Raw genomic sequence first — 14,726 nt, 5'->3', positions numbered from 1 at the left:
CGGACCATCGGAAAACGGCGCGGGTCAGACCACCTGGGGCGGGCGACCCGTCGCGCTCACCATCGGCCGCCCGGCGGCGGCCCACTCGAGCATCCCGCCGTCGAGGTTGACGACGTCGTGGCCCTGCTGGCTGAGGTAGGCGGTGGCCTGCGCGGACCGGGCGCCCACCTTGCAGACCACGACCACGCGGCCGGACGGCACCTCGTCGACACGTGCCACGAGCTCCATCAGCGGCAGGTGGGTCGCGCCGTCGATGTGGCCGTGGTCCCACTCGACCTGCTCGCGGACGTCGAGGAGCGTGATCTCCCCGGGCAGGGGCTGGGGGAGGTCGTCGACGGTCACGGTGGGGACGGGCAGGTGCACGGGGGCTCTCACTTCAGCAGTCGGGACATCCGGCGGTCGGCGAGGGGCTTGCCGCCGGTCTGGCAGGTCGGGCAGTACTGGAGGCTGGAGTCGGCGAAGCTGACCTCGCGCACGGTGTCGCCGCACACCGGGCACGGCTTGCCGGTCTGGCCGTGGACGGCGAGATGGGACTTCTTCTCGCCCTTCAGCTCGCTGGCGTGGAGCCCGCGCGAGCGGTCGACGGCGTCGCCGAGCACCGTACGGATCGCGTCGTAGAGCGTCTGCGACTCCTCCTCCGTCAGGGAGGAGGCCGGCTTGAACGGCGACATCCGCGCGGCGTGGAGCACCTCGTCGGAGTAGGCGTTGCCGATCCCCGCGATGGTGCCCTGGTGGCGCAGCACGCCCTTGACCTGGGCGCGACCGGCCTCGGTGAGGATCTTGCGGAACGCCTCGACGGTGAACTCGTCGACGAGCGGGTCCGGTCCGAGCGAGGCGATCCCGCGCACGTCGCCGGGGTCGCGGACGACGTACGCGGCGAGGCTCTTCTTGGTGCCTGCCTCGGTGATGTCGAGGCCGCTCTGGTCGTCGAGGACGACCCGGAGCGCGAGCGGCGACTTGTTCGACGGCTTGGGCGGCAGCTCCGGGACCTCGTCGCGCCACCGGACCCAGCCGGCGCGGGCGAGGTGGAGGACGAGGTGGGTGCCGGAGGCGTCGATGTCGAGGAACTTGCCGTGGCGGGTGACGTCCTCGACCATCGCGCCCTCGAGCGCCTGCAGCGGCGGGTCGAAGGTCTTGAGGGCGCTGAACGCGGCCACGTGGACCTTGACGATCGCGCGGTCGGTCAGCCGGCCCTTCAGGTCCAGGGCCAGCGCCTCCACCTCGGGCAGCTCCGGCACGTGGGCGATTCTAGGAGACGGCTGAAGGATCACGCGCTGCGTCGCCTTTACCCCGGACCACTACCGCGGCTGGGTGACGCGGAGCACAATGGCTCCATGCCAGCCGCCCGGCCGCTCCCGAGGACGGGGTCGATCTACCTCGACGCCCGCGGGGACGACCGCGCGCTGCGGGTCTCCTGGCACCACGAGTCGGGGCTGGTCGTGCTGTCCCTGTGGCGCGACAACGTCTGCGCCGGCTCGTTCCGGCTGGCCGTCGAGGAGGTCCCCGACCTGATCGAGGCGCTCCGGGCCGGGCTGGACTCTGCCTACCGCCACGCCCCGACCCGCCCGCTGCGCGCGGCCCGGGCCACCGGTCAGACGGCCTGACGGCCGCCCCGACACACCCGGCCCTGTCTAGGGTCCGCGCTAGACACCCGGATACGGTCCCATCGTGGACCCGATCCGGAACCCGTACGCCCCCGGCGCCGGGCAGCGCCCTCCCGAGCTGGCCGGCCGCGACGAGCAGCTGACCATGTTCGACGTCGTGCTCGAACGCGTGGCCAAGGGGCGTCCCGAGCGGTCGCTGGTGCTGACCGGGCTGCGCGGCGTGGGCAAGACGGTGCTGCTCAACGCCCTGCGCAGCGCCGCCGTACGCCGTCGCTGGGGCACCGGCAAGCTCGAGGCCCGGCCCGACCAGTCGCTGCGCCGGCCGCTGTCGAGCGCCCTGCACCAGGCCGTCCGCGAGCTCGGCCACCGCGACGAGGAGTCGGTCTCCCACGTGCTCGGCGTGATCCGTTCCTTCGCCCAGCGCGAGGCCGGCCCCACGGCCAAGCTGCGCGAGCAGTGGAACCCCGGCATCGACGTCCCGGCCGTCAAGGGCCGCGCCGACTCGGGTGACATCGAGATCGACCTGGTGGAGCTGTTCACCGACCTGGGTGGCCTCGCCGCCGACGAGGGCAAGGGGATCGCCGTCTTCATCGACGAGATGCAGGACCTCGGCCCCGACGACGTCTCCGCCCTCTGTGCGGCCTGCCACGAGATCAGCCAGTCGGGGCTGCCGGTGATCGTGGTCGGCGCCGGGCTGCCCCACCTCCCCGCGGTGCTGAGCGCCAGCAAGTCCTACTCCGAACGGCTCTTCCGCTACCAGCGCATCGACCGGCTGCCCCGGGAGGCGGCCGACCGGGCGCTCAGCGCGCCCGCCGAGGACGAGGACGCCGCCTACGCGGTCGACGCGCTCGAGGCGATGTACGCCGCGACCGGCGGCTACCCGTACTTCATCCAGGCCTACGGCAAGGCGGTCTGGGACCGCGCCCCGCGCTCGCCGATCACCGCCGACGACGTGGCCGTCGCGGCTCCGGAGGCCGAGGCCGAGCTGGCGGTGGGCTTCTTCGGCTCCCGCTTCGAGCGGGCGACGCCGGGGGAGCGGGACTACCTCCGTGCGATGGCGGACGCCGCGGTGGCGATCGCCGAGTCGGGCGAGGGCGTGCTCGACGACGTCGAGAGCGTGCCGACCGCCGACGTGGCCACGGTGCTGGGCAAGAAGCCGCAGTCGCTCTCGCCCGCACGGGACGCGCTGCTCAAGAAGGGCCTGATCTACTCCGGCGAGCGCGGCCGGATCGCCTTCACGGTGCCGCACTTCGGGCGCTACCTGCGCGAGCACGCCTGATGGAGTCCGTCCTCGACTGGGTCGTCTCGCTGATGCGGGTGATCGGTGCGCCCGGCGTCGGCGTGGCCACCGCGCTGGAGACCGTCTTCCCGCCCGTCCCCTCCGAGGTCGTGCTGCCGCTCGCGGGGGTCACCGCCAGCAAGGGCTACTACACGGTGGTCGCCGCCGTCGTGTGGGCCACCATCGGGTCGCTGGTCGGTGCGCTGCTCCTCTACTGGGCCGGCGTCGCCTGGGGCGTGCAGCGCATCATCGCCCTCGCCGACCGGCTGCCGCTGGTCCAGGGCTCCGACGTCACCCGGGCGATGGACTGGTTCCGGGGCCACGGCCGCTCCGCCGTCCTCTTCGGCCGGCTGGTGCCCGGCGTCCGCAGCCTGGTCTCGATCCCCGCCGGGGTCGACCGGATGCCGCTGTGGGAGTTCCTCCTGTTCACGCTGCTGGGCAGCGCCGTCTGGAACACCGGGCTCATCGTCTCCGGCTACCTGCTCGGGTCGCAGTGGCACCTCGTGGAGCAGTACGTCGGCGACGCCTCGCGGGTGGTCTACGTACTGCTCGCCATCGCGGTCGTGGTCTTCGCGGCCCGCCGGATCCGGCACCGCGTGCGCAGCACCGCCTCCTCGCGCGACTGATCCGACTCCTGGTCCCGGTGTGTGCTTGCACGCCGGGCTATTCAGTGTCACTATGTACTGGTAGTCAATGACACTGAGTAGTCGAAGGAGGAGGTGTTCCGGTGGGCAAGCAGGTGACGGAGATGCTCAAGGGGACGCTGGAGGGCATCGTGCTCGCGATCCTCTCCGGCCGGCCCGCGTACGGCTACGAGATCACGTCCTGGCTGCGGGAGAAGGGCTTCACCGACATCGCCGAGGGCACCGTCTACGCGCTGCTCGTCAGGATCGAGCAGCGCGGGCTCGTCGACGTGGAGAAGGTCCCCTCGGAGAAGGGGCCGCCGCGCAAGGTGTACTCCCTCAACCCGCAGGGGCAGGACTACCTCGAAGAGTTCTGGAGGACTTGGAGCTTCCTCTCGGAACGGCTCGAACAGCTCCGCGAAGGAGGCCACTGAGATGGCAGCGAAGTGGCTCGAGACCCTGACCGGGTCGCTCGAGCAGAAGAAGCAGTACAAGCAGCACAAGGCGCGCATCGAGGCCCTGCCCGAGCCGTACGGCTCGACGGCCAAGGCGTACGAGCGGTACTTCATGTACTACGGCGGCATCACCGACGGCGACACCCTGATCAGCATGCTCGGCGACTTCGCCGACCTGTGGGAGCGGGCCGCCGTCGACGGGACCCCGGTACGCGCGATCGTCGGCGAGGACCCCGTGGAGTTCGGCGAGACCTTCGTCCACTCCTACGCCGGCAGGCAGTGGATCGACAAGGAGCGCGCCCGCCTGGTCAAGGCGGTCGACGACGCGGAGCGGGGGGAGCAGCCATGAGCGTCGGCGCGGCCGTCCGGGTGCAGGCCCTCGAGAAGTCCTACGGCGACCTGCAGGTGCTGAGCGGCGTGGACCTCGACGTGGCGCGGGGCAGCATCTTCGCGCTGCTCGGCTCCAACGGTGCCGGCAAGACCACGGTCGTGAAGATCCTGTCCACGCTGCTCCGCGCCGACGCGGGGAGCGCGACCGTCGACGGCTACGACGTGGTCACCCAGGCGTCCGACGTCCGGCAGTCGATCAGCCTGACCGGGCAGTTCGCGGCCGTGGACGAGGCCCTCACCGGGCGGGAGAACCTCGTGCTGGTGGCCCGGTTGCGACACCTCAAGGGCGCTGGCGGGATCGCGGACGACCTGCTCGCCCGCTTCCAGCTCGCGGACGCGGGAGGACGCCGGGTGTCGACGTACTCCGGAGGGATGCGCCGCCGCCTCGACATCGCCATGAGCCTCATCGGTGACCCGCCGGTGATCTTCCTGGACGAGCCGACCACCGGGCTCGACCCCCAGTCCCGCGTCGAGGTGTGGAGCTGCGTGAGGGAGCTGGCCGGCCAGGGCACGACGGTGCTGCTCACCACGCAGTACCTCGACGAGGCAGAGCAGCTCGCCGACCGGATCGCGATCCTCCACGAGGGACGGATCATCGCCGACGGCACCCTCGCCGAGCTGAAGCGGCTGCTGCCGCCGGCCGAGGTGGAGTACGTCGAGAAGCAGCCGACCCTCGAGGACGTGTTCCTCGCCGTCGTCGGCGTGACCAGTGAGGACCCACAATGACCACGCACTTCCTCGGTGACACCGCCGTCCTGCTCGGACGGTCCCTGCGCCACGTCGCCCGCAGCCCCGACACCATCATCACGACCGCCGTGATGCCGATCGCCTTCATGCTGCTGTTCGTCTACGTGTTCGGCGGCGCGATCGACACCGGCTCGGGCGCCTACGTCGACTACCTGCTGCCCGGCATCCTGCTGATCACGATCGCCTCGGGCATCTCCTACACGGCCTACCGGCTCTTCCTGGACATGCAGAGCGGCGTCTTCGAGCGCTTCCAGTCGATGCCGATCGCGCGCTCGTCGGTGCTCTGGGCGCACGTGCTGACCTCGATGGTCGCCAACCTGGTCTCGGTCGTGGTCGTCGTGCTCGTCGCGGTCCTCATGGGCTTCCGGTCGGGCGCGGGACTGCAGGCGTGGCTCGCGGTGGCGGGGATCCTGGGGCTGTTCACCCTGGCCCTGACCTGGATCGCGGTCATCGCCGGGCTGTCGGCCAGCTCGGTGGAGGGCGCGAGCGCGTTCTCGTACCCGATCATCTTCCTGCCCTTCATCAGCTCGGCCTTCGTGCTGACCGACTCGATGCCCGGCCCGGTGCGCGCCTTCGCCGAGAACCAGCCCGTGACGCCGATCGTCGACACCGTCCGCGACCTCGTCACCCAGCAGCCGGTGAGCAGTGACATCTGGGTCGCCCTCGGCTGGTGCCTCGGCATCCTCGTGGTCGCGTACGGCCTCGCCATGGCGTCGTACAGGCGCAAGGTCGCCTGAGGCCCAGGTTCTCGATGGTCCGCCGCCCGATGCGTCATCTTCGGCTCGCCGGAGGCGTCAACGGCGGCGGACCATCCAGTCCGGTGGGCGGTCACCACCTCCGGTCCGGTGTCAGAGCCGGGCGAGCAGCGCCAACGACCGCTCGACCACCAGGTCGGTGGCCGCGGCGTCGTAGACGTCCAGGGAGCTGTCGGTGAACAGGTGGGCGTCGCCGGGGTAGACGAACAGCTCGAGGTCGGCGTGGGCGGCGGCTGCGGCCTCGGCGGCCTCACGGTCCTCTTCATAGAACGGATCGCCCGCCATGGCGTGCAGCTGGACGGGGAGCCCGGGCCACTCTCCGAAGTACGTCGGGTCGGCGAAGCCGTGGTAGAACAGCCCGCCCCGGGCGCCGGGCCGGGTCTGCAGCAGCTGCTGCGCCGGCATCACGCCGAGCGAGAAGCCGGCGTACACGACCTCGGCCGGGAGGCCCTCGGCGTTGCGGAGCCCGCGGTCGCGGACGTCGGCGAAGCCGACCTCGGAGCAGTAGGCCTCGCCCGCCTCGAGCGAGTCGAAGGTGCGGCCCTCGAACTGGTCGGGGGTGTGCACGGTGTGGCCGCCGGCGCGGAGCCGGTCGGCGAAGGCGCGCACGCCGTCGGTGAGTCCCTGGATGTGGTGGAAGAGCACGATCTCGGTCATGGGAGGAGACCGTAGACTCCTTTGCGGACGTTCCGCTTCCGGGTTGGGAGATCGCCGTGGCCGAGACCAGTCCCACCGCCCGTGCGCTGCTCACGCTGGAGCTGCTCCAGGGCCAGCCGGGCATCACCGCCGAACGACTCGCCTCCCGGCTCGGCGTCACCGAGCGAGCCACCCGCCGCTACGTCGCGATCCTCCGCGAGGCCGGCATCCCGGTCTCGTCGGTCAGCGGCCGCGCCGGTGGCTACCGGCTCGGCCGGGGGCTGCGACTGCCGCCGCTGATGTTCAGCCCCGAGGAGGCGCTCGGCCTGGTGATGGCGGTCCTCGACGGGCACCACGCGGCCAGCGAGCCGACCCAGCCCGTCGGCAGTGCGCTCGGCAAGCTGCTGCGCGCCCTCCCGGAGCGGGTCGCCGCCCAGGCCGAGGCCGTACGCCGGACGGTGGCCCCGGCCCCCGACGGTGGCGCGGTGCGGCCCGACCCGACCACCACCGTGGCGCTCGTGGCCGCCTGCGCCGAGTCGCGGGTGACCCGGGTGGGCTACCGCTCGGCGCGGGGAACCGAGTTCGACGTCGACGTCGAGCCGTGGGCGGTCGTGGTGCGCCACGGACGCTGGTACCTGCTCTGCCACGCCCTGTCCTCGGGTGCGGTGCGGGCCTACCGTGTCGACCGGGTGCGGCACGTCGAGCCGCTCGACACCCTGTTCACCCCGCCCGAGGACCTCGACCCCGTGGTGGTGCTGGAGGAGCACCTGGCCTCCGGCTGGTCGCACGAGGTCGAGCTCGAGCTGGACGCCCCGCTGTCCGACCTGGCGCGCTGGCTTCCCCGGGGTCTGGGCCGGCTCGAGGCGGTCGACGACGGCACGACCCGGCTGGTCGGCACGACCGACAACATCACGTCGTACGCCGAGATGCTCGCGCAGCTCACCGTGTCGTGGCGCGTGGTCCGGGGCGAGGAGGTCAGGGCCGCGGTGCGCACCCTCGGCGAGCGGATGGTGGCCGCCGCCGAGGGGTGAGCCCTACTCGGTCGCGATCGCGTCGAGCACCTTCATCCGAGACGCCCGGATCGCCGGCACCACCGCGGCGAGCACCCCGAACAGCACCGCGATGCCGAGGAAGAGCAGCAGGCTCGCGATCGGCAGGCTGAGCACGGTCAGGTCTTCCTTGAGGGCCTCGCGCAGCAGCACCCCGATCACGAGGCCGATCGCCATGCCGAGGACCGCGCCCATGACCGAGATCGTCACCGACTCCAGCGTCACCATCCGCCGCAGCCGGGGCCGGGAGAGGCCGACGGCCCGCAGCAGCCCGATCTCGCGGGTCCGCTCGATCACGCTGAGTCCCAGGGTGTTGACGATGCCGATCACCGCGATCACGATCGCCAGCGCCAGCAGGCCGTAGATCATGTAGAGCAGCTGGTTGATCTGGCCCTTGATGCTCTCGGCGAACTGCTCCTTGTCCTGGACGCTCACGATCGGGACGTCGGCGATGACGTCCTCGAGCTCGGCCTGCACCTCGGCCCGGTCGGCGCCGTCGACGAGGTTGATGCTCAGCGAGGTGTCGGTGCGGTTGATGCCCATGTCCTCGAGCACCTGCAGCGGCACGTTGACGGACCCGACGACCGGGGTGGGCTCGATGATCCCGACCACCTCGACCGAGGCCGACTGCTCGCCCGGGAAGGCCAGCTCCAGGCTGTCGCCGAGGCCGACCCCGTAGTCGCGCGCCGCGTCGTCGGTCAGGACCGCCTCGTCGTCGCCCAGCTCCTGGGTCCCCTCGATGACGTCGAGCGTGTAGATCTGGCCGTAGGCCGGGTCGACGCCCAGGATCGCGTTGGGGTCGCCGTCGACGAGGGCCGGCGTGAACTGGTCGCGCGTGAGGATGTCGACGCCCTCGACCTCGGCCATGTCGTCGCCGATCCCGGTGGGGAAGCTCTGGAAGCTGGCGGACTGGACCAAGAAGTCGGCCGCGAACTGGTCGTCGACCAGCTCGTCGCTGGTGGCGCTCAGCGAGGCCGCCAGCGTGCCGACCGCGGAGACCAGGGCCAGCCCGATCATCAGGGCGGAGGCGGTCGCTCCGGTCCGGCGCGGGTTGCGCAGCGCGTTCTCCCCGGCGAGCCGGCCGGTGGTCCCGAACACCTTGCCGAAGATGGCTCGGCACGCGACCAGCAGCGGGTGGCCCAGCACGGGGCTGATGACCGCCGCCGTGAGGATCCAGATCACCGCGGCGGCGCCGATCCAGATCGCGTCGTTGCCGGGGGCGCCGAGGATGCCCGCGGCCGCGAGGCCCACCCCGGCCAGCATCACGACCGCCCCGATCAGGGCCCGCCGCCGCAGCGACCCCTCCGCGGGGGCGGCCTCGTCGCGCATTGCCGCGACCGGTGCGACCCGCGACGCGCGACGGGCGGGCAGGAAGGCCGAGACGAGGGTGACGACCAGCCCGACGCCGTACGCCAGGCCGATCGTGGTGCCGGTCAGGTCCAGGGCGTCGGCGTTGATGTCCAGCCCGAACTCGCGGAAGAGCGTCGCCAGCGCGCGGGCCAGGAGCAGGCCGAGGCCGATGCCGATCGAGGCGCCGAGCAGCGCCATCAGCCCGGCCTCCAGCAGCACCGAGCGGCGCACCTGGACGCGGCTCGCCCCGAGCGCCCGGAGCAGCGCCAGCTCCCGGATCCGCTGCGCGACGAGGATGCTGAAGGTGTTGGCGATGATGAAGCCGCCGACCAGGATCGCGATCACCGCGAAGGCGATGAGGAAGGTCGAGATCACGTCGAGGAACTGCCCGACGGCATCCTGGGACTCCTCGGCCACGGTGTCGCCCTTGACCGCCTCGTACGCGTCCGGCACCACCGTGTCGGCCGCGTCGACGAGCTGCTGCTGGGTGACACCGGGCGCGGCCGTGAGCGCGGCGCTGGTGAAGACGTCCTCGCCGCCGAGGAAGAGCTGCTGCGCGCCCTCGGTGGAGAAGATCACCAGGATCGCGCCGGCGGTGCCGCCACCGTTGAACTCGGCGGTGCCGGTCATCGTCAGCGTCTTGCGCACGTTCTCGATCGAGTCGCCGGCCGGGGCGATCACCGTGACCTCGTCGCCCACCTCGTAGCCGGCGTTCTCCGCGGCGCCGGTGTCCAGCACCACGTCGGTCGGGCCCTCGGGCCAGTCGCCGGAGACCAGCTCGAGCGACGGCTCGTCGAGGAGGTTCGGGGTGTCGTTGTAGTTGAAGGCGATGGTGGGCGCTCCCTGGCCACCGACCAGCTTGCCCTCGGTGTCGAGGAGGTACATCCCGAGGCCGTCGACGTTGCCGTCGGCCCGCTCGACCTCGGGCAGGCCGGCGAGCGCCTCGACGTCCTCGGGCGTCAACCTGGTGCTGTTGCCGGAGCCGACCGCCTCGAAGGAGCCGGTGCCCGCCGGGCGCACCAGCGCGTCGGGGGTCGAGCCCTTGATGATGCCGTCGAACGTGCTGCCGAGGCCGTTGCTGAAGACCAGCACCCCGGTGAGGAAGCCGATGCCGAGCACGATCGCGAGGGTGCTCATGATCAGCCGGACCTTGCGCGCCAGGAGGGCGCGCAGCGTGAGACGGAACATCTCAGCCCACCTGCGGCGTGAGCCGGGCCATGGTCGCGAGGATGCTGTCGCGGTCGGGGTTGCGCAGCTCCTCCACGATCCGGCCGTCGGCCAGGAAGACCACCCGGTCGGTCCACGCCGCCGCCACGGGGTCGTGGGTCACCATCACGATGGTCTGCCCGAACTCGTCGACGCTGCGCCGCAGGAAGCCCATCACCTCCGCGCTGCTGGTGCTGTCGAGGTTGCCGGTCGGCTCGTCGGCGAAGACGATCGCGGGCCGGCTGACGAGCGCGCGGGCGCACGCCGCCCGCTGCTGCTGGCCGCCGGACATCTCACTCGGCTTGTGCGCGAGTCGCGAGCGCAGGCCGACGGCGTCGATGACCCGGTCGAACCACTCCGGCTCGGGGTCGCGTCCGGCGAGCGACAGCGGCAGGGTGATGTTCTCCTGCGCCGTCAGCGTGGGGATCAGGTTGAAGGCCTGGAAGACGAAGCCGATCTTCTCCCGTCGCAGCCTCGTCAGCTCCTTGTCGCGCAGCGACCCCAGGGTGGTCCCCCCGACGCTCGCCTCGCCGCTGGTCGGGGTGTCCAGGGCCGCCATGCAGTGCATGAGCGTGGACTTCCCCGAGCCCGAGGGGCCCATCACGGCGGTGAACTCGCCGGCGTACAGGTCGATGCTGACCCCGTCGAGGGCCCGGACCTCGGCCTCGTCGTGGCCGTAGACCTTCACCAGGTCGTGGGCGCTCGCGGCGACGTCGCGGACCGTGGTCGCGCTGGGAGTGGTGGTCATGGGTCCAGCGTGGCGCTCTGACCGACCCACGGCAATCAGGATTCGACCCGGAGGAGACCCCGAGACCGACCCCGAGACCGTGGAGGGTGCCTACGATCAGCCCATGAGGATGATCCAGGTCGCCCAGCGCGCCACGGACCTCGACCGGGCCACCGCCTTCTACGCGGACCTGCTCGGGGTCGGGCCCTCCGCGACGTACGACCCGCCGGGGCTGGTCTTCTTCGACGTCGGCGGGCTGCGGCTGCTGCTCGACCGGGGCGCGCCCACCGCGCTGCACTACCTCGGCGTGCCGGACCTCGAGGCGACGGTCGCCCGGCTGCGGGAGCGCGGAGTCACCGTCGAGTCGGAGCCGCACGTGATCTTCGGCCACGACGACGACACCCTGGGCCCCGCCGGCACCGACGAGTGGATGGCCTTCGTGCGGGACTCCGAGGGCAACCTGCTGGGGCTGGTGGAGCAGCGCCCGCGCCGATGAGACGCCGCGCGTCCGGCGGGCGTGCACCCTTCCGGGCCGCCGACGCGCCACAATGCCCGACATGAGGCCAGGGACGAGGCCGCAGGTCGTCGCCCACCGCGGCGCCAGCGAGCAGCTCGCCGAGCACACGCTCGGTGCCTACCTGGAGGCGCTCGACGCCGGTGCCGAGGGCCTCGAGTGCGACGTACGGCTGACCTCCGACGGCCACCTGGTCTGCTTCCACGACCGCGACCTGCGTCGCACCGGCAGCCGCCGTGGGCTGGTCTCCACCATGGAGCTCGCCGAGCTCGACCAGCTGGAGTTCGCCTCCTGGAAGAACCCCTGGGCCGACCTCGACGACGAGGCGCCCGACCGCGAGGGCGGGCTCGACCGGATGCTGACGCTGCGCCGGTTGATGGAGACGGTCGCCGACTGCGGCCGCCGGGTCGACCTGGCGATCGAGACCAAGCACCCCACCCGGTACGGCGGCCTGGTCGAGAGGCGGCTGGTGGACCTGCTGCGCCACTTCGGCTGGCACCGGCCGGGGAGCCCGGTCCGGGTGATGAGCTTCTCCTACGTGGCGCTGCAGCGGGTGCAGCGGATGGCCCCGGACGTCCGGCTCGTGATGCTCATCGACAAGGCCCGGCACTGGCCGATGGTGATGCCGGTGCTGGAGGAGGGCTGGATCCTCGGGCCCGGCATCGAGCAGCTCACCAAGCACCCCAGGTTCGCGCAGCGGCTGCTCCGCACCGGACGGGAGATCCACGTCTGGACCGTCAACACCGACGCCCAGCTCGCGCTCTGCCAGCAGCTCGGTGTCACCGCGATCATCACGGACCGCCCGGCCTACATGCTGGACCGGCTCGACGGCCAGGAGCCGCAGGGCATGGCCTAGTCTCGCGGCCATGGCGAAGCGCTCCCGCACCCAGTCCCGCCCCCAGCCCACCGCACCCGGCGAGGTCGGCCCGCGCCAGCCCTGCCCCTGCGGCTCCGGCCGCCGCTACAAGGCCTGCCACGGCGCCCCCGGCGGCGCCCCCGCGGTCTTCGTCGGCCGACCGTTCGAGGGCCTGCCGTCGGAGTGCGACCTGGTGGCGCTGCGCGAGCTGGTACCGGCCGCGACCGCCCCGCTGCCGCTCGGCGGCGCGCACGCCGACCGCGACGTCACCCTGTGCACGCTGCTGCCGATGGCCGCGCCGGCCATGGTGCGCGAGAGCGGCGCGGTCTGGCTGGCCCTGCAGGTGCAGCACAACTTCGGCGACCCCGCCCGGGACCTCGGCGCGGTGCTCGAGGCGGCGCTGGCGCAGGACGAGCCGGGCATCGTCGGCCTCACGGCGGCGCCGGGTGAGGGCACACGGCTGCAGGACCTGGTCGCGGCCGAGTCGCTGGACGTGACCGTCCACGAGGGGTTCGAGTTCTGGGTGGCCGACGTCCCCGACGCCCCGGACATGATGGGGGCGCTCGAGCAGGCCAACGCCTCGGTCAACCCCACCGAGCGGCTCACCTCCGTGGCCGCGGCGTACTGGACCGACGTCGGCACCAAGGAGCACCTGCGCTGGGTCATGCCGGAGCCCGAGGGCGACCTGCTCGACGCCCTGGCCCGGCTCCATGCGGCCGGTCAGGACGTGCTGGTGCCCGACTCGCGCTTCGTGGGGATGTTCCGCGCCCACGGGCTGCTGGCCCCGGTCTGGGACCTCCCGCTCGGCACCGGGGCCGAGGCGTTGGAGGAGCCCGCCGACCGGTTCGCAGCCGCCCTGGCGGAGGCGCTGGCCGACGACTCGGACCTCACGCAGGCGCAGCGCTCGGCCCGCAACGGCCTCGCCAACCGGCAGGTCACGATCCGCTGAGGACCCCCTGCGGACGGCCGCTCACGACGTGGTGCAACACACCCGGGGCCCGTGTTGTGCGCCCGTCCCCACCGTTGTAGGTTTGCTCGCAACCCGGTCGTTGTTGTCTCCCCCGTCGGCAGCGGCCGGGTCTTCAATTCCTCGCGCCCGCACGCGCTCCCGGGCCGGTTCTCCGGCGACGTCGAGATGGGCCCCCGTCACGCTCGAGATGGGCCGGAGTGCGGCTGGGCTGGGTGCGCAGGCCCAACTCAAGGGTTGCGGGCGCCCATCTCGACGAAGACCCCCTCAGGCCTCGGACGGCAGCGGCTCCCGCGCCACCGGACAGCTCATGCAGCGGGGTCCGCCACGCCCGGAGCCCAGCTCGGAGCCGGCGATCCGGACCACCTCGATGCCGGCCTCCTCGAGCCGGTCGTTGGTGCCGTCGTTGCGCTCGTAGGCCACCGCCACCCGGGGGGCGATCGCGAGGGTGTTGTTGCCGTCGTCCCACTGCTCGCGCTCGGCGGTCACCGGGTCGAGACCGGTGTCGATCTGGTGGAGCGTGTCGATCTCCATCGCCTTGGCCGCCGCCACGAGGAACGGCTCGGCGTCGGCCACGTGCAGGGTGAGGGTGTCCTCGGCCTGGTCGGGGTCCGGCGCGGTGACGGCGTACGCGCGCAGCGAGTCGGCGACGTTGGGGTACATCACGATCTTGTCGACGTCGACCATGGTGGCGACGGTGTCGAGGTGCATCGTGGCGCGCTCCTGCGCGATCGGGACCGCGAGGACGGTGTGGGCCAGCCGGGCGTGGAAGACCTGGCGGGCCAGCCGCTCGACGCCGGCCGGGGTGGTGCGCTCGCCGACGCCGACGGCGATGACGCCGGGGGCGAGCAGCAGCACGTCGCCGCCCTCCACGTGCTCGTGGTGCCAGCCGTGGATCTTGCGGGTGCCGACGAAGCGCGGGTGCTCGGTGTAGATGAGCTCGGTCAGCTGGGTCTCGCGACGTCGTGCGGGCATCGCCAGCGACGTGACGGCGACCCGGTCGCGCACCCAGACGCTGGAGTCGCGGGTGAACAGCAGGTTGGGCAGCGGGTCGATGAGGAAGTCGTGCTCGTGGAGCAGCGAGGTGACCAGGCCGTGGCCGCCGCGGACCTCGTCGTTGCGGATGCCCGCCGTGAGGTACGCCGTGAGCTCGGCCGGGGTCGCGTCGCGCAGCGCATGGGCGAGGTAGGTCCGCATGGTGTCACCGAGGTGCAGCCCGGACAGCGCGGTGGTGATCGCGTGGTTGCGGGCCGGCTCCTGCTCGAGCGTCTCCGTGAGCAGCTCGGTGAGGTAGAGGACCTCGACGTCGCGGCCCCGCAGCGCGTCGGCGAAGGCGTCGTGCTCCTCCTGCGCGCGGGCCACCCACGGGATGCCGTCGAAGAGCAGCTTGTCGTTGTTGCGCGGGGTCAGCCGCTTGAGCTCGTCACCTGGTCGGTGGAGCATCACTGTCTGCAGCCGGCCGACCTCGCTGTCGGCGCCGTGGGTGGGGTGGTTCGCCATGGGGGTCTGCCTATGCCACCCGGGCCACGCGTGGCAAGTCCGGCACGCCTGGGCGGCTGTCGGCGGGC

17 protein-coding genes are annotated in these 14,726 nt (G+C 72.2%); 11 read left to right on the top strand and 6 right to left on the bottom strand.

Annotated features, from left to right (window positions below):
• Nucleotides 1–24: 24 nt before the first annotated feature.
• On the bottom strand, nt 25–375 hold the full coding sequence (locus EXE57_RS11265; protein ID WP_244246792.1) for a rhodanese-like domain-containing protein: 351 nt from the start codon (nt 373–375) through the stop codon (nt 25–27).
• Entirely contained in the window at nt 372–1,238 is an 867-nt protein-coding gene (locus tag EXE57_RS11260) for an Fpg/Nei family DNA glycosylase (RefSeq protein WP_135077548.1), read from the bottom strand. The genes EXE57_RS11265 and EXE57_RS11260 overlap by 4 nt, the downstream gene beginning before the upstream one ends.
• A gap of 96 nt (nt 1,239–1,334) precedes the next feature.
• Between EXE57_RS11260 and EXE57_RS11255 the strand changes: the two genes are divergently transcribed.
• The 7 genes from EXE57_RS11255 (at nt 1,335) to EXE57_RS11225 (ending at nt 5,835) form a co-directional block, all read left to right on the top strand.
• On the top strand, nt 1,335–1,604 hold the full coding sequence (locus EXE57_RS11255; RefSeq protein WP_135077546.1) for a hypothetical protein: 270 nt from the start codon (nt 1,335–1,337) through the stop codon (nt 1,602–1,604).
• A gap of 64 nt (nt 1,605–1,668) precedes the next feature.
• Nucleotides 1,669–2,883: an ATP-binding protein gene (locus EXE57_RS11250; protein ID WP_135077544.1), complete on the top strand. Its 1,215-nt coding sequence runs from the start codon at nt 1,669–1,671 to the stop codon at nt 2,881–2,883.
• Entirely contained in the window at nt 2,883–3,509 is a 627-nt protein-coding gene (locus EXE57_RS11245) for a DedA family protein (RefSeq protein WP_135077542.1), read from the top strand. Before EXE57_RS11250 ends, EXE57_RS11245 begins: the two co-directional genes overlap by 1 nt.
• 101 nt (nt 3,510–3,610) lie before the next feature.
• Complete coding sequence (locus EXE57_RS11240; protein WP_135077540.1) at nt 3,611–3,940, top strand: PadR family transcriptional regulator; 330 nt, start codon at nt 3,611–3,613, stop codon at nt 3,938–3,940.
• A 1-nt stretch (nt 3,941) separates the two neighbouring features.
• Nucleotides 3,942–4,310, top strand: a complete 369-nt coding sequence (locus tag EXE57_RS11235; protein WP_135077538.1) for a DUF1048 domain-containing protein — start codon at nt 3,942–3,944, stop codon at nt 4,308–4,310.
• A complete protein-coding gene (locus tag EXE57_RS11230; protein WP_135077536.1) occupies nt 4,307–5,077 on the top strand; it encodes an ABC transporter ATP-binding protein in 771 nt (256 codons plus the stop codon). The genes EXE57_RS11235 and EXE57_RS11230 overlap by 4 nt, the downstream gene beginning before the upstream one ends.
• Complete coding sequence (locus tag EXE57_RS11225; protein WP_135077534.1) at nt 5,074–5,835, top strand: ABC transporter permease; 762 nt, start codon at nt 5,074–5,076, stop codon at nt 5,833–5,835. Before EXE57_RS11230 ends, EXE57_RS11225 begins: the two co-directional genes overlap by 4 nt.
• Nucleotides 5,836–5,946: 111 nt before the next feature.
• Here EXE57_RS11225 and EXE57_RS11220 read toward each other — a convergent pair whose 3' ends face one another.
• Entirely contained in the window at nt 5,947–6,510 is a 564-nt protein-coding gene (locus EXE57_RS11220) for a dienelactone hydrolase family protein (RefSeq protein WP_135077532.1), read from the bottom strand.
• A 56-nt stretch (nt 6,511–6,566) separates the two neighbouring features.
• Here EXE57_RS11220 and EXE57_RS11215 point away from each other — a divergent pair, with 56 nt between their 5' ends.
• On the top strand, nt 6,567–7,520 hold the full coding sequence (locus EXE57_RS11215; RefSeq protein WP_135077530.1) for a helix-turn-helix transcriptional regulator: 954 nt from the start codon (nt 6,567–6,569) through the stop codon (nt 7,518–7,520).
• Nucleotides 7,521–7,523: 3 nt separating this feature from the next.
• Here the strand turns inward: EXE57_RS11215 and EXE57_RS11210 are convergent, their stop codons facing one another.
• Entirely contained in the window at nt 7,524–10,076 is a 2,553-nt protein-coding gene (locus tag EXE57_RS11210) for an ABC transporter permease (RefSeq protein ID WP_135077528.1), read from the bottom strand.
• A 1-nt stretch (nt 10,077) separates the two neighbouring features.
• Entirely contained in the window at nt 10,078–10,842 is a 765-nt protein-coding gene (locus EXE57_RS11205; protein ID WP_135077526.1) for an ABC transporter ATP-binding protein, read from the bottom strand.
• A gap of 103 nt (nt 10,843–10,945) precedes the next feature.
• Here EXE57_RS11205 and EXE57_RS11200 point away from each other — a divergent pair, with 103 nt between their 5' ends.
• The 3 genes from EXE57_RS11200 (at nt 10,946) to EXE57_RS11190 (ending at nt 13,140) form a co-directional block, all read left to right on the top strand.
• Entirely contained in the window at nt 10,946–11,317 is a 372-nt protein-coding gene (locus EXE57_RS11200; protein ID WP_135077524.1) for a VOC family protein, read from the top strand.
• A 61-nt stretch (nt 11,318–11,378) separates the two neighbouring features.
• On the top strand, nt 11,379–12,191 hold the full coding sequence (locus EXE57_RS11195) for a glycerophosphodiester phosphodiesterase (RefSeq protein ID WP_135077522.1): 813 nt from the start codon (nt 11,379–11,381) through the stop codon (nt 12,189–12,191).
• A 10-nt stretch (nt 12,192–12,201) separates the two neighbouring features.
• Nucleotides 12,202–13,140: a DUF5926 family protein gene (locus tag EXE57_RS11190; RefSeq protein ID WP_135077520.1), complete on the top strand. Its 939-nt coding sequence runs from the start codon at nt 12,202–12,204 to the stop codon at nt 13,138–13,140.
• 285 nt (nt 13,141–13,425) lie between these two features.
• On the opposite strand, the gene EXE57_RS11185 is transcribed toward EXE57_RS11190, so the two are convergent.
• Nucleotides 13,426–14,658, bottom strand: a complete 1,233-nt coding sequence (locus tag EXE57_RS11185; RefSeq protein ID WP_135077518.1) for an arginine deiminase — start codon at nt 14,656–14,658, stop codon at nt 13,426–13,428.
• Between the last annotated feature and the right edge of the window lie 68 nt (nt 14,659–14,726).

The sequence above is a fragment of the Nocardioides euryhalodurans genome (assembly GCF_004564375.1).
GTDB lineage: Bacteria > Actinomycetota > Actinomycetes > Propionibacteriales > Nocardioidaceae > Nocardioides > Nocardioides euryhalodurans.
The sequence above is the reverse complement of the archived record's forward strand: the minus strand, read 5'-3'. Positions and strand labels throughout refer to the sequence as shown.